At 71.4% G+C, this 18241-nt stretch carries 13 protein-coding genes and 1 pseudogene; 7 read left to right on the top strand and 7 right to left on the bottom strand.

Annotation, left to right across the window (positions count from 1 at the left end; genetic code table 11):
* Positions 1-12: 12 nt before the first annotated feature.
* From WMF19_RS01365 to WMF19_RS01335, 7 genes and pseudogenes are all read left to right on the top strand, one after another.
* Entirely contained in the window at positions 13-708 is a 696-nt protein-coding gene (locus WMF19_RS01365) for a precorrin-8X methylmutase (RefSeq protein WP_437901780.1), read from the top strand.
* Positions 705-2033, top strand: coding sequence for a precorrin-6y C5,15-methyltransferase (decarboxylating) subunit CbiE (gene cbiE / locus WMF19_RS01360; protein WP_437897415.1), 1329 nt, complete (start codon positions 705-707; stop codon positions 2031-2033). Before WMF19_RS01365 ends, cbiE begins: the two co-directional genes overlap by 4 nt.
* Positions 2030-2830 (top strand): precorrin-2 C(20)-methyltransferase, encoded by an 801-nt coding sequence (cobI, locus tag WMF19_RS01355; protein WP_437897414.1) that lies wholly within the window; start codon positions 2030-2032, stop codon positions 2828-2830. Before cbiE ends, cobI begins: the two co-directional genes overlap by 4 nt.
* The gene (locus tag WMF19_RS01350; RefSeq protein WP_437897413.1) at positions 2827-3966 is read left to right on the top strand and encodes a cobalt-precorrin 5A hydrolase; all 1140 of its coding nucleotides are present in this window, start codon (positions 2827-2829) and stop codon (positions 3964-3966) included. The genes cobI and WMF19_RS01350 overlap by 4 nt, the downstream gene beginning before the upstream one ends.
* Positions 3959-5230 (top strand): annotated as a pseudogene (cobJ, locus tag WMF19_RS01345) (precorrin-3B C(17)-methyltransferase). Before WMF19_RS01350 ends, cobJ begins: the two are co-directional and overlap by 8 nt.
* 225 nt (positions 5231-5455) lie before the next feature.
* A complete protein-coding gene (locus tag WMF19_RS01340) occupies positions 5456-5686 on the top strand; it encodes a hypothetical protein (protein ID WP_437897412.1) in 231 nt (76 codons plus the stop codon).
* The gene (locus tag WMF19_RS01335; protein ID WP_437897411.1) at positions 5683-6012 is read left to right on the top strand and encodes a type II toxin-antitoxin system RelE/ParE family toxin; all 330 of its coding nucleotides are present in this window, start codon (positions 5683-5685) and stop codon (positions 6010-6012) included. The genes WMF19_RS01340 and WMF19_RS01335 overlap by 4 nt, the downstream gene beginning before the upstream one ends.
* Positions 6013-6261: 249 nt before the next feature.
* Here the strand turns inward: WMF19_RS01335 and WMF19_RS01330 are convergent, their stop codons facing one another.
* From WMF19_RS01330 to WMF19_RS01300, 7 genes are all read right to left on the bottom strand, one after another.
* On the bottom strand, positions 6262-8487 hold the full coding sequence (locus tag WMF19_RS01330) for a TOMM precursor leader peptide-binding protein (protein ID WP_437897410.1): 2226 nt from the start codon (positions 8485-8487) through the stop codon (positions 6262-6264).
* 146 nt (positions 8488-8633) lie between these two features.
* Positions 8634-9788, bottom strand: coding sequence for an amidohydrolase family protein (locus WMF19_RS01325; protein WP_437897409.1), 1155 nt, complete (start codon positions 9786-9788; stop codon positions 8634-8636).
* Between the two features lie 77 nt (positions 9789-9865).
* On the bottom strand, positions 9866-10816 hold the full coding sequence (locus WMF19_RS01320) for a BMA_0021/BMA_0022 family TOMM bacteriocin (RefSeq protein WP_437897408.1): 951 nt from the start codon (positions 10814-10816) through the stop codon (positions 9866-9868).
* A gap of 123 nt (positions 10817-10939) precedes the next feature.
* Complete coding sequence (locus WMF19_RS01315; RefSeq protein ID WP_437897407.1) at positions 10940-12331, bottom strand: TfuA-like protein; 1392 nt, start codon at positions 12329-12331, stop codon at positions 10940-10942.
* Positions 12328-13551 (bottom strand): YcaO-like family protein, encoded by a 1224-nt coding sequence (locus WMF19_RS01310; RefSeq protein ID WP_437897406.1) that lies wholly within the window; start codon positions 13549-13551, stop codon positions 12328-12330. Before WMF19_RS01310 ends, WMF19_RS01315 begins: the two co-directional genes overlap by 4 nt.
* A 46-nt stretch (positions 13552-13597) precedes the next feature.
* Positions 13598-14017: a hypothetical protein gene (locus WMF19_RS01305; RefSeq protein ID WP_437897405.1), complete on the bottom strand. Its 420-nt coding sequence runs from the start codon at positions 14015-14017 to the stop codon at positions 13598-13600.
* 14 nt (positions 14018-14031) lie between these two features.
* Positions 14032-18207, bottom strand: coding sequence for a TOMM system kinase/cyclase fusion protein (locus tag WMF19_RS01300; RefSeq protein WP_437897404.1), 4176 nt, complete (start codon positions 18205-18207; stop codon positions 14032-14034).
* Between the last annotated feature and the right edge of the window lie 34 nt (positions 18208-18241).

The following is an 18241-nucleotide window of genomic DNA, read 5'->3' as shown; positions in this document are numbered from 1 at the left end:
GAGGTGCGCGCGGTGAACGACATGCGGCAGATGACCGCGCTCGGGCGGCGCATCGAGGACAGGAGCTTCGCGATCATCGACGAGGAGGTCGGCGCGCACGGCTTCCCCGAGGCCGAGTGGCAGGTCGTCCGCCGCGTGATCCACGCGACGGCGGACTTCGAGTTCTCGTCGCTCATGCGGCTCCACCCCGAGGCGATCGCGCGGGGCATCGCGGCGCTCCGGGGCGGCGCGCCGGTCCTCGTCGACGTGAAGATGATCGGCGTCGGCCTGAACGAGCAGCGGCTCGCGTCCTACGGCTGCGCGATCCACTGCTTCATCTCGGACGACGACGTCATCCAGGCCGCGTCCGCGGCAGGCTCGACCCGCGCGATCGAGTCGATGCGCAAGGCGCACCGGCTCGAGCTCCTGGACGGCGCGATCGTCGCCATCGGCAACGCGCCGACGGCGCTGCTCGAGGTCGTGCGCCTCGCCCGCGAGGAGGGCGCGCGGCCTGCGCTCGTGATCGGCGTGCCAGTCGGCTTCGTGTCGGCGGCCGAGTCCAAGGAGGCCCTGATCGAGTCCGGGCTCCCCTCCATCGTGGCGCGCGGCCGCAAGGGCGGCAGCCCCATCGCCGTCGCGATCGTCCACGCGCTGCTGCTCCTGTCGGCGGAACCGGCGAGTTCGACGGGATCCGCCGGCTCGGCCGAGCCGGCCAAGGTGGCGCGATGAGCGCGCGCCGCGCCGTCACCATTGTCGGCATCGGCGACGACGGGTGCGCCAGCCTGTCGAGCCGCGCCGCGTCCGCGGTCGCCCGCGCCGAGGTGCTCGTGGGGGGCGAGCGGCACCTCGAGTTCTTCCCGCAGTTCCGCGGCGAGAAGATCGCCCTCAAGGGCGGCCTGTCCGCGGCGCTCGACCGCGTGGACGCCCTGTCCGCCGAGCAGAACGTGTGCATCCTCGCCTCGGGCGACCCGCTGTTCTTCGGCGTCGGCGCGCTCGTCGTCCGGAAGCTCGGCGGCGAGCACGTCGAGATCATCCCGAGCCTGAGCTCGGTCCAGTGGGCGTTCGCGCGCACCGGGATCGCCTGGGACGACGCCGCGTTCGTCTCGGTCCACGGGCGCTCCCCCGAGGGGTTCGCGACGCGCCTCCGCCGGCTCTCGAAGGTGGCGGTGCTGACCGACGGGGAGAACAGCCCGGCCCGCCTCGCGGCGCGGCTCCTCGAGCACGGCGACGCCGGCTGGAAGGCGTGGGTCTGCGAGAGCCTCGCGGGCGCCGGCGAGCGCGTGCGCGCGTTCGACCTCGCCGCGCTCGCCGCCTGCGAGGACATCGGCCCCCTGAACGTGCTCCTGCTCGTGCGGAGCGACCCCGCGTGGCGCCCGCCGCCGGCCGTCCCCTACCTGCACGAGGACGCGTTCGCGAAGCGCATGCCGAAGAACGGCCTCATCACGAAGCGCGAGGTGCGCATGCTCTCGATCGCGTCGATGGCGATCCGCCCCGACGCGGTCGTCTGGGACGTCGGCGCCGGCTCGGGGTCGGTCTCGATCGAGGCGGCGATGCTCTGCCCCCTCGGCCGGGTCTATGCGATCGAGGTCGACGCGGAGGGCGTGGAGATCTGCCGCGACAACGTCCGCACGCACGGGGTCGACAACGTGCGCGTCGTCGCGGGCCGCGCGCCCGAGGCGCTGGCGGCGCTCGAGGACCCGGACGCTGTGTTCGTCGGAGGGAGCAAGGGGTGCATGGAGGAGATCGTCACGGTGGCGCTCGATCGGCTGCGTCCTGGCGGCCGGCTCGTGGTCAACGCCATCACGATGGAGAACGTCGCCGAGACGTACCGCGCGCTGCGGGCGCGGGGGCTCGACCCCGAGGTCACGCTGCTCTCGGTCTCGCGCGGCGTCCCGCTCGCGCGCTACGTGCGGTACGAGGCGCTGAACCCGATCCACATCTTCGCCGCGACGAAGCCGGCGAAGGCGCAGGAAGCCGTGGAAGCTGCGGACGGCGCGGGGCCGGCCCGGCCCGCGCCATCCGGTACGCCGCGGTCCACCTCGGAGGCGTCATGAGCGGCCTCGGCAAGCTCTACGGCGTTGGCGTCGGCCCCGGCGCGCCGGACCTGCTCACGCTGCGCGCCGTGCGCGTGCTGCAGGAGGCCGACGTGCTCGCGCTCCCCCGCAGCTCGGACTTCGGCGCCTCGATGGCCTACCGGATCCTCGAGCCCGTCGTCGGCAAGCAGCGGGACAAGGAGCGGCTGCTCCTCACCTTCCCCATGAGCAAGGACCCGGATCGCGTCCGCCCGTACGTGGACGCGGCCGTCGAGACGATCGGCGAGCGGCTCTCGCGCGGCCTCACCGTCGCGTTCGCCACCGAGGGGGATCCGTCGCTCTTCAGCACCTTCGTCTATGTGCGCCGCGAGGCGCTCCGCCGCTTCCCTGGGCTCGGGGTCGAGGTCGTCCCCGGCGTCACCTCGGTCACGGCGGTCCCTGCCGTGAGCGGGCTCGCGCTCGCCGACGGGCAGGAGCGCATCGCCATCCTGCCCGCCACCTACGGCGTCGACGATCTGACCGACGTCCTCCGGCGCTTCGACACCGTGGTCCTGATGAAGATCGGCTCGGAGATGCCGAAGGTGACCGAGGCGCTCACGCGCGCTGGCCTCCTCGATCGGGCGGTGTTCGTGTCCAAGGCGACGATGCCCGAGCAGCGGATCGTCCGCGACCTCCGGGCCGCGCAGGGCGAGCGGGGCGACTGCTTCGCCATGGTCGTTGTCACGCGCGGGGAGCGGAGCGGGCTGCTCGTCGGGGAGGCCCCGGCCTCGCCGCCGGGCGGCTTCGACAAGGCTGTTAACGAACCGGAGGCCCCATGACCGCCGAGCGCAAGCCGTACGCCATCTACGCCATCACGCGGCACGGGATCTCCATCGCGCGCAAGCTCATCGAGGGGCTGCCGGGCGCGGATCTCTACGTGTCGCAGAAGCTGTTCGACGGGGCGCCGACGGGGGCGAAGCCGCTGCCGCTGCCGATGGGGCCGCTCCTGACCGAGGCGTTCACGGCCTACGACTGCCATGTCTTCGTGATCAGCGTCGGCGCGGTCGTGCGCATGATCGCGCCGCTGCTCAAGAACAAGAAGGTCGATCCTGCGGTCGTGTGCGTCGACGACACGGCGCGCTTCTCGATCTGCGTGCTCTCCGGGCACGTCGGGCGGGGCAACGCGTTCACCGAGAAGGTGGCCGGACTGCTCGGCGCGCAGCCGGTGGTGACAACGGCCTCCGACGCGCTCGGGACGCTGACGGTCGACATCCTCGGCCGGGACCTCGGGTGGACCCTTGACGATCCCGACCGCAACGTGACGCGCGGCTGCGCCGCCGTCGTGAACGCCGCGCCGGTGCTGTTCGTCCAGGAGACCGGCGAGCCCTCGTTCTGGCCCGAGGCGACGCCGCTGCCGCCGGGCGTGCGCTACGCGACGTCGCTCGACGGCGTGGACCCCGGCGCGTGGGAGATCCTGCTCGTCGCGAGCGACCGCGATCTCGCCCGCTCGCACCCCGGCATCGTCGAGCGCGCCGTCGTCTACAGGCCGAAGAGCCTTGTGCTCGGCATCGGCTGCGATCGCGGCGCGCCGCTCGACATGGTGGAGCGCGGCGTCGACCGGCTGCTCGAGGAGCACGGGCTGTCGGCGAGATCGGTGAAGGCGCTGGCGACGATCGACAAGAAGGCCGACGAGGAGGCGCTGCTCGTGCTGTCGGCGCGGCGGGGGTGGCCGCTCGTCACGTTCACGCCCGAGGAGCTCGACGCGACCGAGGGCATCGAGAACCCGTCGGAGACGGTGAAGAAGCACGTCGGCGCCCGGGGCGTCGCCGAGCCGGCCGCGCTGCGGGCGGCGGGGGCCGCGAGGCTGCTCGTGCCGAAGCGGGCGTACACCGAGGAGGGCGTTGGGCGGTCCATGACGCTCGCGGTGGCGCGCGTCCCGTTCGCGAAGCGCAACGTGGAGGAGAGCCATGGGTGACAGCAAAGGAGTCCTGTCGATCGTCGGGATCGGCCCTGGCGCCGAGGAGCACGCGTCCCGCGCCGCCCTCGAGGCGATCGCGGCCTCGGACCTCATCGTCGGGTACACGACCTACATCCGGCTTGTGAAGCACCTGATCGAGGGCAAGGAGGTGATCAAGACCGGCATGACCGAGGAGATCGGCCGGGCCCGCGCCGCGGTGGAGCGGGCCCGGGACGGGGCGCGCGTGGCGATCATCTCGTCGGGCGACGCGGGCGTTTACGGCATGGCCGGGCTCGTCTTCCAGGTGCTGGAGGAGATCGGCTGGAAGCGCGGCGAGTCGCCGGAGCTCCGCCTCGTGCCGGGGATGACGGCGCTCAACGCGTGCGCGTCGCTCGTCGGCGCGCCGCTCGGCCACGACTTCTGCGCCATCTCGCTCTCCGACCTCCTGACCCCCTGGCCCGTGATCGAGCGGCGGCTCGAGGCCGCCGCCGCGGCCGACTTCGTCATCGGCCTTTACAATCCGGCGAGCGGTCGGCGCACGCGCCAGATCGTGCGGGCCCAGGAGATCATCCGCCAGCACCGCGCGGGCACGACGCCGGTCGCGCTGGTGAAGAGCGCTTACCGCAAGCTGGAGAGCGCGGTGCTCACCGATCTCGACCATTTCCTCGAGTACGAGATCGGGATGCTGACGACGGTGCTCGTCGGGTCGACCAACACCTTCATGTTCGAGGGGTACATGGTCACTCCGCGCGGGTATACCAACAAGTACACATGGGATGGAGCCGCGCTCCCCGGCCAGACGCCGGGGCGTTCGCTCGTGCTCTCGGACGAGAGCGGCACTGCGGAGGAGGTCTAGATGGCACGCGTAGGGAGGCTGGGCGGCGCGATCCTCGCCGAGACCCAGGGGGCGTATTACCTCATCGGCAACACGAAGGCGCCGTGCGACTTCCGCGCGGCGGGGTTCGAGCCGCCGGACGAGGCCAGTCTCGTGAAGGGGTCCTATGTCCGGCTCAAGCCGCTGCGCGACGCGAGCGAGATCGAGGTGGCTCCGCCGGTGCTGCTGCTCGACGTCGAGGGCGAGGAGCTCGCGAAGAAGCTCGTCCATCGCTTCGTGATCGACCGGAATGGCTCGGTGAGCGAGCGGCTGTGGCGGCTCGTCTACAGCCACGACGATCCGCTCGACGACGCCGATGCGCCGGTCGAGCGCGACGCGCGCTGGCTGGGCGGGATCCCTGAGCCGATCTGGCAGCTCGTGCGCGACAACGTGCTGCGCTGCCTGTAGTCCGATCTGGCACGGCGAGCGCGCTCAGGCAGCTCGCGCGGACGTCCGGGTGTTCGAGGCGACCCGCACGTTGGCCGCGCAGCGACACCCGGGAAGCGGTGCGTCCCACGCCCGGGCTCCTGCGGCATCAAGGACGCTGCTGCTCCTTGGTGCACCATGGCCACAACGGCGGGATGCCGCTGCTCCTTGGTGCAACAAGGCGATGACGGCGCTACGCTTCGCGACGTGCAAGCGCTGAAAGCCCGCGTCCAGAACGGTCGCATCGTCGTCGACGAGCCCACGGATCTGCCGGAGGGCATGGTGCTCGATCTCGTCATCGCTGATCCGGGCGACGAGCTCGACGACGAGGAGCGCGCAGAGTTGCACGCGGCCCTCGAGGAGGGGCTCGCTGAGATGCGAACAGGGGCAGGCATCGAGGCCGACGCGCTGCTCGCCGAACTGCGGGCGCGCGGGTGAAAGTCCGATTCCTGGGGAGATCGGCCGAGCAGGCGCGCGCGGTGGATGCCTGGTGGCGCGAGAACCGTCACGCGGCGCCGTCGCTGTTCGCCGACGAGCTCGCCGCAGCGCTCCGCATGCTCCGGCGTACGCCGGAGATGGGAGCCCCCTACGGCCCCAAGGCGAAGGATGGAGTGCGGCGTGTCTTGCTGTCGCGAACGCAGTACTATGTATATTACGCGGTCGAACCGGAGGCGCGCCTCATCGGAGTGCTCGCTGTCTGGAGCTGCCTGCGCGGCAAGCCGCCCAGCTTGGGTCACGTGAAGGATGTGAAGAAGAACCGCTGAGGCGGAGAGCTCTCCCTCCAGCGAGCTCGGCTCGTGATCAACATCATTGCGACGCTGCTCGCCCTGAGCGAGGCGCGACGCGCCGAGCCTCCTTCCTTGGCAAACGCTGGGCGATTCCGAGACAGGCGGTGCCGTTGTGGCTCTCCGTCGAGCCGCACGGGCTATCCCGGAGGATCGTTCGCAGCGCTTCATCGCCGAGCGCGACGCGCTGGGCCATCATGTCATCTCGCCTGCGCAGCTCCTCGGCAGCTAGACGAACAGAGGGATCGGGTTGAGCTCGCTCTCCGCGAGCGGGCGGGCGAGCCACCCGAGCGCGCACGGCACCTCATAGAGCCTCCCCGGGCCGAATCGAGGCCAGAAATGGCGTAGCCCCGGGACGATCACCTGGACCACGGGCAAGCCGATGTCGGGGCGGGTCTTGTCCACAGCGACGAGCTCCAGGCCCGCCTCGTCGAGGCGACCGAGGCATTGCTCGATGTCGGCGCGCAGATCGGCGCCGCCGATCCGGGGAAGGTGCTCGGCCGCGACCCGGGGGAGATCGGGGCCGGGGAAGAGATGCGCGCTGTCAGGCAGCCGCTCGAGGTCCCACGGCGCCCGGCGCGCCGCGCCGGGATCGAAGAGCTGGTTCAGCTCGGTGAGCGATCGCAGCACGGCCAGGCGCGGGTCGAGGTGGCAGCCGAACCCGATGCTGAATCGATCCTCCCGGGCCTCGTGGGCGAGCGCAACGCAGGTCGGGATACCGAGGTCGTGCGTCAGATCGAGCACCCATACGGCCCAGCCGAGACGGGCGTAGTCTGCCTGGAGGGCTTCGAAGTACGGGTCCCCGAAGCTGTCGAGTTCGATGGCCGGGCGCGCGACCCGGTTGTACCACCAGACCGCGGCGGCATCGCGCTCCACGAGCTCGAGCAGGGCCTGCAGCACGGCCTCTTCGAGGCAGGTGCCGGCCGCGACGCCGTTGCTGCAGGGGCCGCAGAACGAGGTGCCGCTCTCGGCCGGGGCCTCGGCGTAGCAGTAGGCCAGCGGGACATAGCGCCGCTCGCGCTTGCTCAGCGACCAGGCCGGGGTCCAGTCGATCCTGGTGCCGGCATCGAGCGGCTCGGGTACCCACTGGCGGCGATCCGCTGCCCGCGCGTTGAGGTGAGCGCGCTCGCGGTACTGCGCCTCGCTGAAGTTCAGCAGATCGCCGAGCGAGAGCGCCGCCGGGCCGAGCTCGGCCTCGCTCGCGCGGACGCGCGCCTCGTCCCCCTGGTAGACGCCGCTGTATCGCTCGAGCGCCTCGCAGAGCGCGCTCACCCTGGCCTGGTCCGCGCTGCGCCCCTTGCCGGCGCAGGCCTTGTCGAAGACGTTGGTGCGCGGGACGTCCTCCCGGGGGCAGGCCAGGTAGCCGGACGCGTACACGGCGCGGAGCTCGGTGTCCCGTCCCGGCGTCGGCACGAGGTACGTCACGGCTCCGGTGATCGGACTGACGAGGTGTTGATAGCGCTCGTAGGTCCGCCGCGGGGTCTGCCGGCGATATCCACCATCCTCGTAATGGGCCTTCTCCACCGGCTGCAGTTCGATCGGGCGCTCGCCGACGGCCGCCATCCCCGCGGGATCGCCGCACACCGGGCACTGCGGTCTCCGGACGACCGCGTGCGCGGTGATCTCGAACGTGGCCAGGTCGAGGGCGAGCACCCGGGAACCGAGCGCGTGGGGAGAGCTCGTCTCCTCCCTGGCGAGCGCGCGGGCGATGGCCGAGGCGCCGAGCCCGCAAGCGGTCCGTACGCTCGCCTCGGTGGCCGCCCTGGGGGGAGGGACGTGGCCCTCGTGCCCCCGGCGGCGGCGAACAAGCTCCTCGACCGGGCGGTTCTGGCGGATCCAGAACGCCAGGCAGTCCCAGCAGGGGCCGGCGCCGGGCTCGAAGACGGGCCCGATGAGCGGCTGGACGCCGGCAGGCTTGATCAGGAACCAGCGCGCTCCTTCACGCAGCGCGCGGCGGTTGATCGAGGCCAGCTCGGGCTGCAGATAGTCGTCGGCCACGACCACCTGCACCGCCGCCTCGCCGTCGATCCGCACGCCTGCCTGTTCGAGCGCCTCGGTCATCCACACGGCGGGAGCGGCTTCGCCGACGGCCAGGACCGACACCGGGGTCCGGCTCAGGGCCTCGGCGGCCGCCTTGCCGTCGAGACCCACCCCGCGCCAGAACGCCGCGTGCTCGGGGGGGAGCTCCGGCGCTGCGGGGACCAGGTAGCCACGCGCCGCGAGCCGGCTCAGGGCATACAGGGTCTCGGGCTCGGAGAACCGATCGCGCGCGGCGCGCAGGATCTCGTCGACCGTGCGCCGGCCGTCGACGAGCACGGCCACCTCGGCGGCGCAGGCGCCGGAGACGACGAAGCGCTCGCGCTCGCCGATCAGGAAGACCACGCCCGCATCCATGCGCTCGACGCGCAGGGTGGGCTTGAACGCCAGTACCTGGCTCAGCTCCAGAGGATCCATCGTCGTTCCTGGTTCCTGGTTTCACCCGCCGATGAGCAAGTGCAAGTGGCGCGCTCGAGGAGAGCGACCGCTGGATGGCCGGGGATCGCCTCGCTCGCAAGACCCGTCAGAATCCGGGCGGACTGGCGTCGCACGCGGGCGTTCCACTACATCCCCATGAGGCCGCAAGGGCTCTCCCAGAGGATCGCCCGCAGCGCTTCATCGCCGAGCGCGCCCCGCAGCGCCATCACCTCGTCGACCATCCCGGGCCCGTGGTCGAGGTGGGGGAAATCGGTCCCGAACATCATCCGCGTCGCGCCGATCTCCCTTACCACCCGGTCGAGCATCGCCTCGCCGGGCTCGAGCGCGATCCAGCACTGCCGCTGGAAGTACTCCGAGGGAGGCCGGCGCACCCGGCCGCGCACCTCGCCGCGCATCTGCGCGTATTCGACGTGGTCGAGCCGCCAGAGCCAGTAAGGCAGAAAGCCGCACCCCGCCTCGAGCAGGCCCACCCGCAGCGTCGGGTGGGCCTCGAGCACACCGCCCTCGATCAGCGAGAGCAGCGCCATCATCGCCTCCATCGGGTGAGAGCACGCGTGCTGGCCGAACCGCGTCTCGAAGCGATCGGCCCCCGCCGTGGCGACGCGCGCGTGCGTGCCCTCGTGGAGGAGCACGGTGACACCGTGGTGCGCGCACGCCGCCCAGAACCGCGCGTGGGCCGGAGCGCTCAGCGTGCGGCCCTGTACCGGGTTCGGCCGGAGCACCACGGCGCGCGCGCCGTCGCGCGCCACCTGCTCCAGATCGCCCGCCATCGTCTCCGGATCGTGGCGCGAGAGCAGCGCAGGGCCGAGGAGCCTGTCCGGCGCGCTCGCGCAGAAGTCGCCCAGCCATCGATTGTAGGCGCTGGCGTAGGCGCGCAAGCGCTCGGCGTCGATTGCGTCGTCGTGGACGAGATAGGACGCGTACGTCGGAAGCAGGACGGCGACGTCGACCCCGGTCGCGTCCATCTCGGCGAGGTGCCCGTCAGGCCTCTCCGAGGCGGCGAGGAGCTCGCGGCGGCGCTCGGCGGCGAGCCCGAGCTCGATGTAGGCCGCCTCGGAGATACGCAGGATCGGCTCGCCGTTCACGCAGAGGATGGGGGGCGTGGGCAGGAGCGCGTGCTCGCCCAGGCGGCTCATCCGCCTGGCCAGCGACTCGGGCGGCCTGAAGGGCGCGAGCCGAGGAGCATACGCCCGCATCGCTGCCGGCAGGTACTCCGCCCATAACGCGACGGGCTCGGAGACGTGACGATCCACATCCAGGATCCGGAAGCCATCTCTCATACGCAGCTCCTCGGGCGGCTCTCAGCACCTGACCCAGCTCCAGAGGATCCATCCTCGGTCCTGGTCTCGTCCCCCGATCAGCAGCAGCAAGTGAACGGGTACGCTGCTCCCGTCGCGTTGTATGCGGCAAGCGCGATGGGCTCGGAGTCCACGTTGCTCGGCTTCGTGGGCAAGTAGAGCTTGAGCGTATGAGGCTGGAGCGAATCCCAGTACGATTGATGGTCCTTGTCGGGTGGAGATCCCGGCGGATGCCACCGGGCCGCGCCGTCCTCCTCGACGCGCAGGCTCATCGTCCAAGGTAGCCTGTAACCTCGGATGGTTCGCAGCGCCGATGCGAGGTCGTTCTTGAGCGCCCGTCTGAATTCCTCGTCGCTCCAGGCTTTGGCCACCGCCGCGAGCAGCACGACGTTGAGCTCGGCGAACGAGCTGTCGTCGGGAACGAAGCCCCCCGCAGGAGGGCCGCTGTGGAGGCCGACGCGCTCTTGGCCCGCCTGTTCGCCCTCATGACAGCACCCCACGGGCTCCCGCCCTCGTTCGGGGCGACCGACGTGCTGCACCCCGTGGTCCGCCCGGATGTTGAGCCCGCCCCCTTTGTCCTGAGGGCGTGCATGAACCCCGTGCTGATCGTACTCCCGGATCCATTGATCGCTGAACAGCGACGGGCGCTGCTTGTAATAATCCCCGAGCGCCCTCGAGTAGTCCTCCGGACGGAGGTCTTCCAGCAGACCATCGTACCCTGGACGAGCTGCGGAACGCTTGGGCGCGAGCGGCAGGCGCAGCGTCAAGCAGTCGAGCAGGTCGCTGGGCCAGACCCACTCATCGTGGATCCACCTGAAGTCCTCGTCGGCTCGTGCGATCTGAAGCTCGCACGTCCTTGGCCATGGCCAGATATAGCCAAATCGATCCTTGAGCACGGAAGTGGGGTCGTCCCCGGTCAACTCCTTGCCAAAACCGTTCGGATCGGCCCATGCCTCTGCGATCGCGCGCAGGTACGTCGAGCGAAACTCCATCAATTGGTTCGTGCTCATGAGCTCCTCTTTGCTTGACCGTCGTTCGCGATTCTTACAGGCGGGGGACAGCGCGAGACAGCGCGATCCGTCAAGAAAAAGCGTTAGATGCAGCACATCTTCGACCGGCTCTGCACCCATCCCTCAAGGCCCGTCGTCGGCATCGGCGTCGGAAGGGCGGATGTCAGGTGTTCGGCGGAGCCTCGTGCACCAGCGCTCGATCAGCACCGATCGGAGCAACGCTTCTACGCTCGCAAAGCCGAAGCGCGCGGCGTAGGTCTCCAGATCCTCGGGAACCGGCTTGCCGAGCCGCTCGGTGAAATACCACCGCCACAACGCGTCCGTGTCGCTCACGCCGCTGCCCGCCAGATCCAGGGCGTCCAGCCCCTCACCCGCCATCACGGCCTGCTTGGCGCGAGCCTGCTCCTCGAGACGCCCGTAGCAGCCCATTGCGCGTAGCTGGTCGACGAGGTGACGGCGGACCTCCGGCTCGCACACGGCGGCCGTCCAGCGGAGCTTCGCTTCCCGTGCCATCATGTCGGCGAAGGACTTGGCGTCGAGCCCCTGCTCGCCGAGCCACGTGCGGGTCGAGGGCCCGGTGTACAGCCCTCGCTCGCGTCGGAACTCCATGGCCGTGCGTTCGAGGTGCCCGGGGCCGACCTTCACCCCGTTGCGCTCCGCCGCCTCCTCGGCGAGGCCGCGCAGCAGGGCGCCCTGGATCGCGAGGGTGTAGAGCGGCTCGTCCCCGAGCAGGCGCAGTTCGTCGAGCAGGGCCTCGACGTCCGCGCCGGGATCGAGCTCGAGCCGGGCCGCGCGCATGCGATCGAGGGCCCGCTCCCAGACGTCGGTACGCTGGAAGATGAAGCCGGGCTCCAGCGGTCCTCGATGCATGGCGCGCGCGGCCTGCATGGCCTCGATCATGGCGAGCGCGTCGAGGCGCTTCTGGTCCACGCGCCCGGCGGGTAGCCACCGCTTCAGCGCGTCGAGCATGTGCGGGGCCTCCTGCGCGGCTCGGGCCGCCTGGAGCACCGCTGGCCAGGTGCGATCAGGGTAGAACAGGGCTCCAGAGATGGCGACGAGCCGCTCGGCGAGCGCCGGATCGCAGATCTTCGCCTCGACGGCGGCGCCGAGCGTCGCACGGATATTGACGAGGGCCTCCGATGTGCACCGATAGCCGTGCTCGGCGGATGCGTGCGCGACCGCGACTTCGTCGTCGGCGACGAGCGCGCCCGAACGGTATTGCTCGAAGATCCGGCCCACGCCGACCATGCCGAAGTCGGCCAGCTCGGCGGCTCGGAGCGCGCCCATGCTCGACGCCCCGAACACATGGACGCCCTGGGACATCGCCCAGAGGATCTCCTTGTGCCAGACCGACGGGACGTGCTCGAAGAAGCCGTCCACGATGCCAATCCCCCACGGTCGCTCGCGCGCGGCCCGGTAGACGTCTCCCTGGGCGACGGGCGGCAAGACCCGCAGCTCGGGGAGCCCGGGCACCTCCGCGGGCGGCAGGCTGGGCCCGGTGAACAGGACAATCACGACGACACCGCCTGCGCGCGCGGTCCAGGCGTGTACCCAGGGGCATCCCACATGCTTTCCAGCCCGGGCACGACGACGCGGACGACGGGCAGTCCGAGCTCAGGCCGCGTGAGATCCACGACCGCGACCTGGCGGAGCCCTGCGCTGCGCAGCGCCGCGAGCACCGCGGCGAGATCCTCGTCGAAGCGCTCGCTGAACCCGTCGCTCGCGGCGCCGAAGGAGCGCCACCGCCCCTCGAACCGCTCGATCTCCGAGCGCGCCGCGGCGATCCGCGGCGGCGACCGAAACAGCTCGTACGCGGCCCGGTCGACGTCGTCGCGCGCTCCGGCGATGGCGGTCAAACGGCTCTGGGCGGCCTCGGTCAGGGCGCGCGCCAGGGCGACGGCGCGAGAGCGGTGGCACCCCTGACCGCCGCTCACGTACAGGACGCGGCCCGGGTGAGGCACGCGGTCGACGATCTCCGCCACGAAGACCGGCAGCCCTAGTTCGCTGCTCGCGTCCCACACGCCCACCGCGAGTTCGGCTCGATCGAAGCGGGCCAGCACATCGCGGCAGATCGGATCATCCACGGTGTCGAGACCCAGGCGCGTCTGCGCGCGGCGCGCCGGCCCGGCAGCGCGCCACAGCGCCACGGCGTCGCGCTCGATGACCTCGTAGAGCCCGTGGAGCACGGCCTCGAGCCGGTGGTTGCCCGAGGCGAGCCCCGTCGACGTGGTCAAGAAGCACCCGCTGCCGGGCGGCAGCGGCACGGTGTAGTCGGAGTGGACCACCTCGAGCGGCACCCACAGCGGACCGCCGCTCATGACGTCTTCGCCCTCGATCCAGAGCATCTTGTGATGAGGGTGGAAGGAGCCTATCGAGAGCCGCGGCAGCCCGGCAAGGTCGACGAGGCGGTGCCGCGCCGCGAGCTCCGCGGCGGTGCAGAAGAGGAGCGGCTGCAGGATGTGCTCGGCGTGCCACTGCTCGATGGCCTCCATCAGCCCGGACGCGCGCGCGGCGTCGATATCGAGCCCTTTTCCCTGCGAGACCGACACGGATCGGGAGTTGGGTCGGCACACCATCACCACCGGGATCCCGACGGCGTCCAGCCCGGTGACGTCGGCGACCCGGGTGATCCCCATGGCGCGCGTCATCGGGAGCACCCGCTCGACGGTCTCCGCCGGGCTGACCAGGCGGTGCGTGCCCCGGAGAAAGGTCTTGTGCGTGGAGGGCCGGGTCATGCCGTCAGGATCTCGCAGGGAGCGGCGCGGGCTCAGGCGCCCCGGGCTACCGGCGCCTGAAGCCGGTCAGGTTGACCAGGTAGGTGCCGCAGAAATCCGAGGGCACCGGTACTTTCGGTGCTTTCTCGCGTCCCACCCGCGCGTCCATATCCACCAGCTGCTGGGGATCCGCCTCGTACGCCACGTGTCCTATCTGCGCGCCCATATCCACCAGATCGTTGCACCACGATTGTACTGAATCTGCTGGCCTACGATAGCGCTTCTTCGTCAACGCGTCCGATGGCACCTCATAGTACAGGGTCTCGGTGCCCTCTTTGTTCTGCACAGCGAGGATCATCGTGAAACCCCAACATTGCTCATCCAGCGCATCCTTATCACCTCTCGTGTCCTCCTTTGCTGCGCCGGTCGTGCTCTTGTCGTCCGTCGCCCCCTTCTGCGCCGCGCTGGTTGCATTCTCATCCTTCATCGTATCCTCCTCTGTCACGTTGGTGGCCGTCCTGAGCCCCTCGGGCCCTCGCCGGCGCTCGGCTGGCCTGCGCCCGCAAACAGCAGCGAGTCGGCCTCGCGAGCATCCGGAATGTCGGTGATGCCCGACCGGAGCCGGCGGAGCCGCTCGATGTCGTCGAGCGCCACGCGCCCTTCAGCCCTGCGCAGGCGAACGAGAGCCACCTGCGCGCGCAGCGCGAAGAGCCGGGCCGTCTGCGCCTCGGCCATGTCCCTCGCGCTCGCGAACGCGGCCTCCGCCTGCCCTGGGTCTCCGCTGGCCCGCCACACCTCCCCGAGCAGCCGGTAGAGCTCCGGATGGTAGCAGCGCTCCTGTGTCGTGAACGTCTCGCCGAGCGCCTCGTCGAGCGCCTCGCGGGCGCCCTCGACGGCGCCGGCGGCCAGACAGGCGTCGGCGAGGTGCGTGGCGTAAAAGGTCGTGACCATGCCCGAGCCCATTCGCCGCCAGCGCGCGATGGCGCCTCGGACGCGCTCGAGTCCCTGCTCCGCCTGTCCCGAATGGACCATGGCCCAACCCCCCAGCGCGTCGGCGAGCACCGTGAACGCGGGGAATCCATGGTCGACGGCGACCTTCCCCAGCGCGTCGGCGTACCTCTTCGTGTCGGCCACCTCGCGCCTGAGGTGGTGGATCCACGCGCCGATCTGGTAGGCAATGGCGATGGTGAAGGGGTGCTCCGTCGCTTCCGCCGCGGCGATCGCGTCCTCGTAGATCCGCACCGCGCCGTCCGGCTCGCCGCAAATACACGCGCTCATGGCGTGGGTCACGCGCACGACGATGCTCGGATTCCAGCCATAACGCGCCATGTAGACGGGCAGCTCTGCCGGCTGGTAGAGCTCGATGACACGCCGGTGGTGAGCCTCGCCCTCGGTGTGGTCTCCCAGCCACGTGGTCACGTTCGCCAGGATGAGCGACGCCTGCGTCAGGGCGACGACGTCATTCGTGTCCTCCGCCAGCTTCGCGCACTGGGTCGCGATGTCCCGGGCCGCCGTGAGATCGCCGCGGAACAGCGTGAACATGGCCATGCCGTGCAGCGCCTGGCTCCCCCGCTCCCGCTCGCCGGTCTGCGTGGCGAGCTCGACGGCTCGATCGTAAATGCTCTTGACCTCGGGCGCCGACCAGCCCTTCGTCGTGAGCAGCGCCGGCATGATGATACCGTTCAGCCCGAGCTCCATCTCGGCTCGCTCGTGCTCCTGCGCGATGGCCGGCAACCACGCGATGGCCTGCCTGGCCCCGGTGATCGCCTCCACGTACGCCGACCGAGCCAGCGCCGCTTGCGCCGCCTTCTGCGCGTAGCCCACGGCCTCCCGCTTCTGCTCCGCCGCCGCGTGATGGTGCGCGAGCAGATCCGGCCGGGTCCGGACCACCTCCGGAAACCCCTCCTCCAGCGTCTTCGCGATGCGCGCGTGGCTGCGCTGCCGCGCGACGGTCGACAGCGACTCGTACGCCGCGTCCCGCACCAGCGCGTGCTTGAAGCTCCCCACCGCCTCCTTGCCCCGCCGCCTGCGCAGCACGATCCCCGCGCTCATCAAGCGCTCCAGATCCTCTGCCACCGCCGCCGGGCCGAGCGGGCTCGCGGCCGAGAGCACCTTGACGCTGAACTCCCGGCCCATCGCCGCCGCGAGCTGGGCCGTCTGCTTGGCGCGCGAAAGCCGATCCAGCCGCGCCGTGAGCAGCGCCCGCAGCGTCCCCGGGATCGCCGCGCCCGAGAGCGGCCGGGTCAGCTCGTAACGATCCTCCCGCTCCACCAGGAGCTGCGCATCGACCATCATCCGGAGCAGCTCCTCCGCGAAGAGCGGCACCCCGTCCGCGCGGTCCGCCACCTGCTCGATCACGGCGGGAGGCAGCGCCTTGTGGCCCGAGAGCCCGGTGAGCATCTCCTCCATGTGCGGGCGCTCCAGGCGGCTCAGAGGGAGCAGCAGCATGTCGGCCGTCGAGAACGACGGTGAGAACTCCGGGCGAGCCGTCATGATGACGCACATGGGGACCGCGGGCGCCTCGCGAACGAGCTGCTCGAGGAACTCCATCGTGGTGGGGTCGGCCCAATGCAAATCTTCCGCCACCAGGAGGACGGGCCGCTCGTCGGCGATCGCGAGGAGCAGCGACGCCACGGCCTGGAGCGTCAGCGCCTTGTGCCGCTGCGCCGAGACGTCGAGCGGGGCGTACGGTTCGCCGAGAGGCAGGGAGAAGAGCGGCGCGAAGAGCGGCATGGCCTCGGCCGGCGTGAAGCCGTGGCCGGCGAGCTCCCGCTCGATCCGCGCGATCTTGGCGCCCGCGTCGGGCTCCTGATCGAGCCCGAGCGTGCGCTCGAGCAGGTCGACCACCGGACGGAGGGGGCTGGTTTGCGTGTCGGGCGAGCACCGCGCCTCGAGAAAGGTGTGGGCCTCGCGCGCCAGCCCTTCGCGCAGCGCGCGCGCCAGCCGGCTCTTGCCGATGCCGGGCTCGCCCGTGATGAGGATCGACTGGCCCGCCCCCTCGCACGCGCGGCGCCACCGCTCCACGAGGAGCCCGAGCTCCGGAGCCCGGCCGGAGAGCGGCGCCCTCGAGCCGTCGGGGGTCGGCCAGCTCGCCGCGGGGCCGTGCTCCTGCCGGAGGCGGTAGGTCTCCACCGGCGCCGCGATCCCGTCGATGGATCGGCCTCCTTCGCTCTCGAGGTCGAAGGAGGCGCGCAGCAACGCTTGCGACGCGGCGCTGACCGCCACGGCTCCCGGCGGCGCCAGCGAGGCGAGCCGCGCGGCGAGCCGCGGGGTGGCGCCGGTGACGAGGCACGCGCCGTCGAGGTCCCCGAGATTCCCGTCGACGACGAGGCCGGTGTGGAGGCCGACGCTCACGTCGATTTGCGCGCCCGGCGCGGCGCTGCGCGGGTCCTCGGCATGCGCGGCGCCGGCCATCGCCAGCGCAGCGCGGGCAGCGCGCCTGGCGTCGTCCTCCGCCGCGCTGGGGTAGCCGAAGTAGACGAGCAGATCGTCGCCGAACGCCGCGGCCACGTACCCCCCGTGGCGGCGCCCGATGTCCGCGCACAGGGCGAGCGCCGCGCGCAGGGGGTCGTCCAGCCGCTCGACGTCGACGACGTCGACGACGTCGAGCGCCTGCGCGACGGCCGCGCGCGCCCTCAGGTGACAGCAGAGCGCCGTCAGCTGCCGGCGCTCGCCGTCGAGCGCGGGCGGAGCGGGCCCCCTCCGCCGGTCGAGCTGCGTGGCGACCATCGCGATCGAGGACGGAGGCCGCGTGTCCCCGCCGGCCGGGCCGCCGGCGCCGAGCATCGCCTCGCGCGAGAGCCCGCGCAGGTTGCAGGCCTCGAGCGCCTCGAAGAGCCCACGGGCGGTCACCTCGCGCGCGCCTTCGTCCTTGCGGAGAGCACGGGCGAGCAGGTCGCCCAGGGGGTGGCGCTCGAGCGCGGCGGGGATCGGGACGGGATCGGGGCCGAGCAGCCGGTAGAAGATCTCGGCCTCCGTGCCGCCGTACGCCGGCTTGCCCGTGAGGCACTCGAGGAACACGAGGCCCCACGAGAACAGATCCGCGCGCGGCGAAGCCTCGGCGCCGCGCCACTGCTCCGGCGCCCCGTAGCCGGGCGTGCCGAGCGCGTCGTGGCTGCCGGTCAGCCGCGTGGATCGCCCGTCGTCGAGCGCGGCGCCGATCCCGAAGTCGAGCACCAGCGCGTTGCGGCGGGCGCCCGTGGGGATGACCATGATGTTGCTGGGCTTGAGGTCGCGGTGGACGACGCTCGCTGCGTGGGCGCAGGCGAGGGCGTCGAGCACCTGGAGCATCAGGTGCCGCGCCTCGGGCGGCGCGAGCGCGCCCTCTCGCTCGAGCAGGGCGGCGAGGTCGTCGCCAGGAGCGAAGGCGAACGCGGCGTAGAGGGTCCCATCTTCTGCCTGCCCCGCGTCGACGAGCTGGACGATGTTGGGGTGGTGGAGCTGGGCGCAGAGCCGCGTCTCGCGCAGGAAGCGCGAGATCCGCCTGTCGGCCTGCGCGGCGCCCCCCTGCCCGGCGAGGCGCAGGATCTTCAGGGCGATCGGCTGCCCGGTGGTGAGCTGGCGGGCCTTGTGCACAACGCCGAAGCCGCCCTCGCCGAGCTTCGCCAGGATCTCGTAACGCCCGTCGAACGTGGCGCCTGGTGCGAGCGCGGCACCGTCTGCGACATAGCACTGCATGCTCGATCTCGTGGTCGCTGGAGGCGCTCGGAGG

Origin of the sequence: Sorangium sp. So ce124 (genome assembly GCF_051525235.1) — a bacterium.
Classification (GTDB): domain Bacteria; phylum Myxococcota_A; class Polyangia; order Polyangiales; family Polyangiaceae; genus Sorangium; species Sorangium atrum.
The sequence above is the reverse complement of the archived record's forward strand: the minus strand, read 5'-3'. Positions and strand labels throughout refer to the sequence as shown.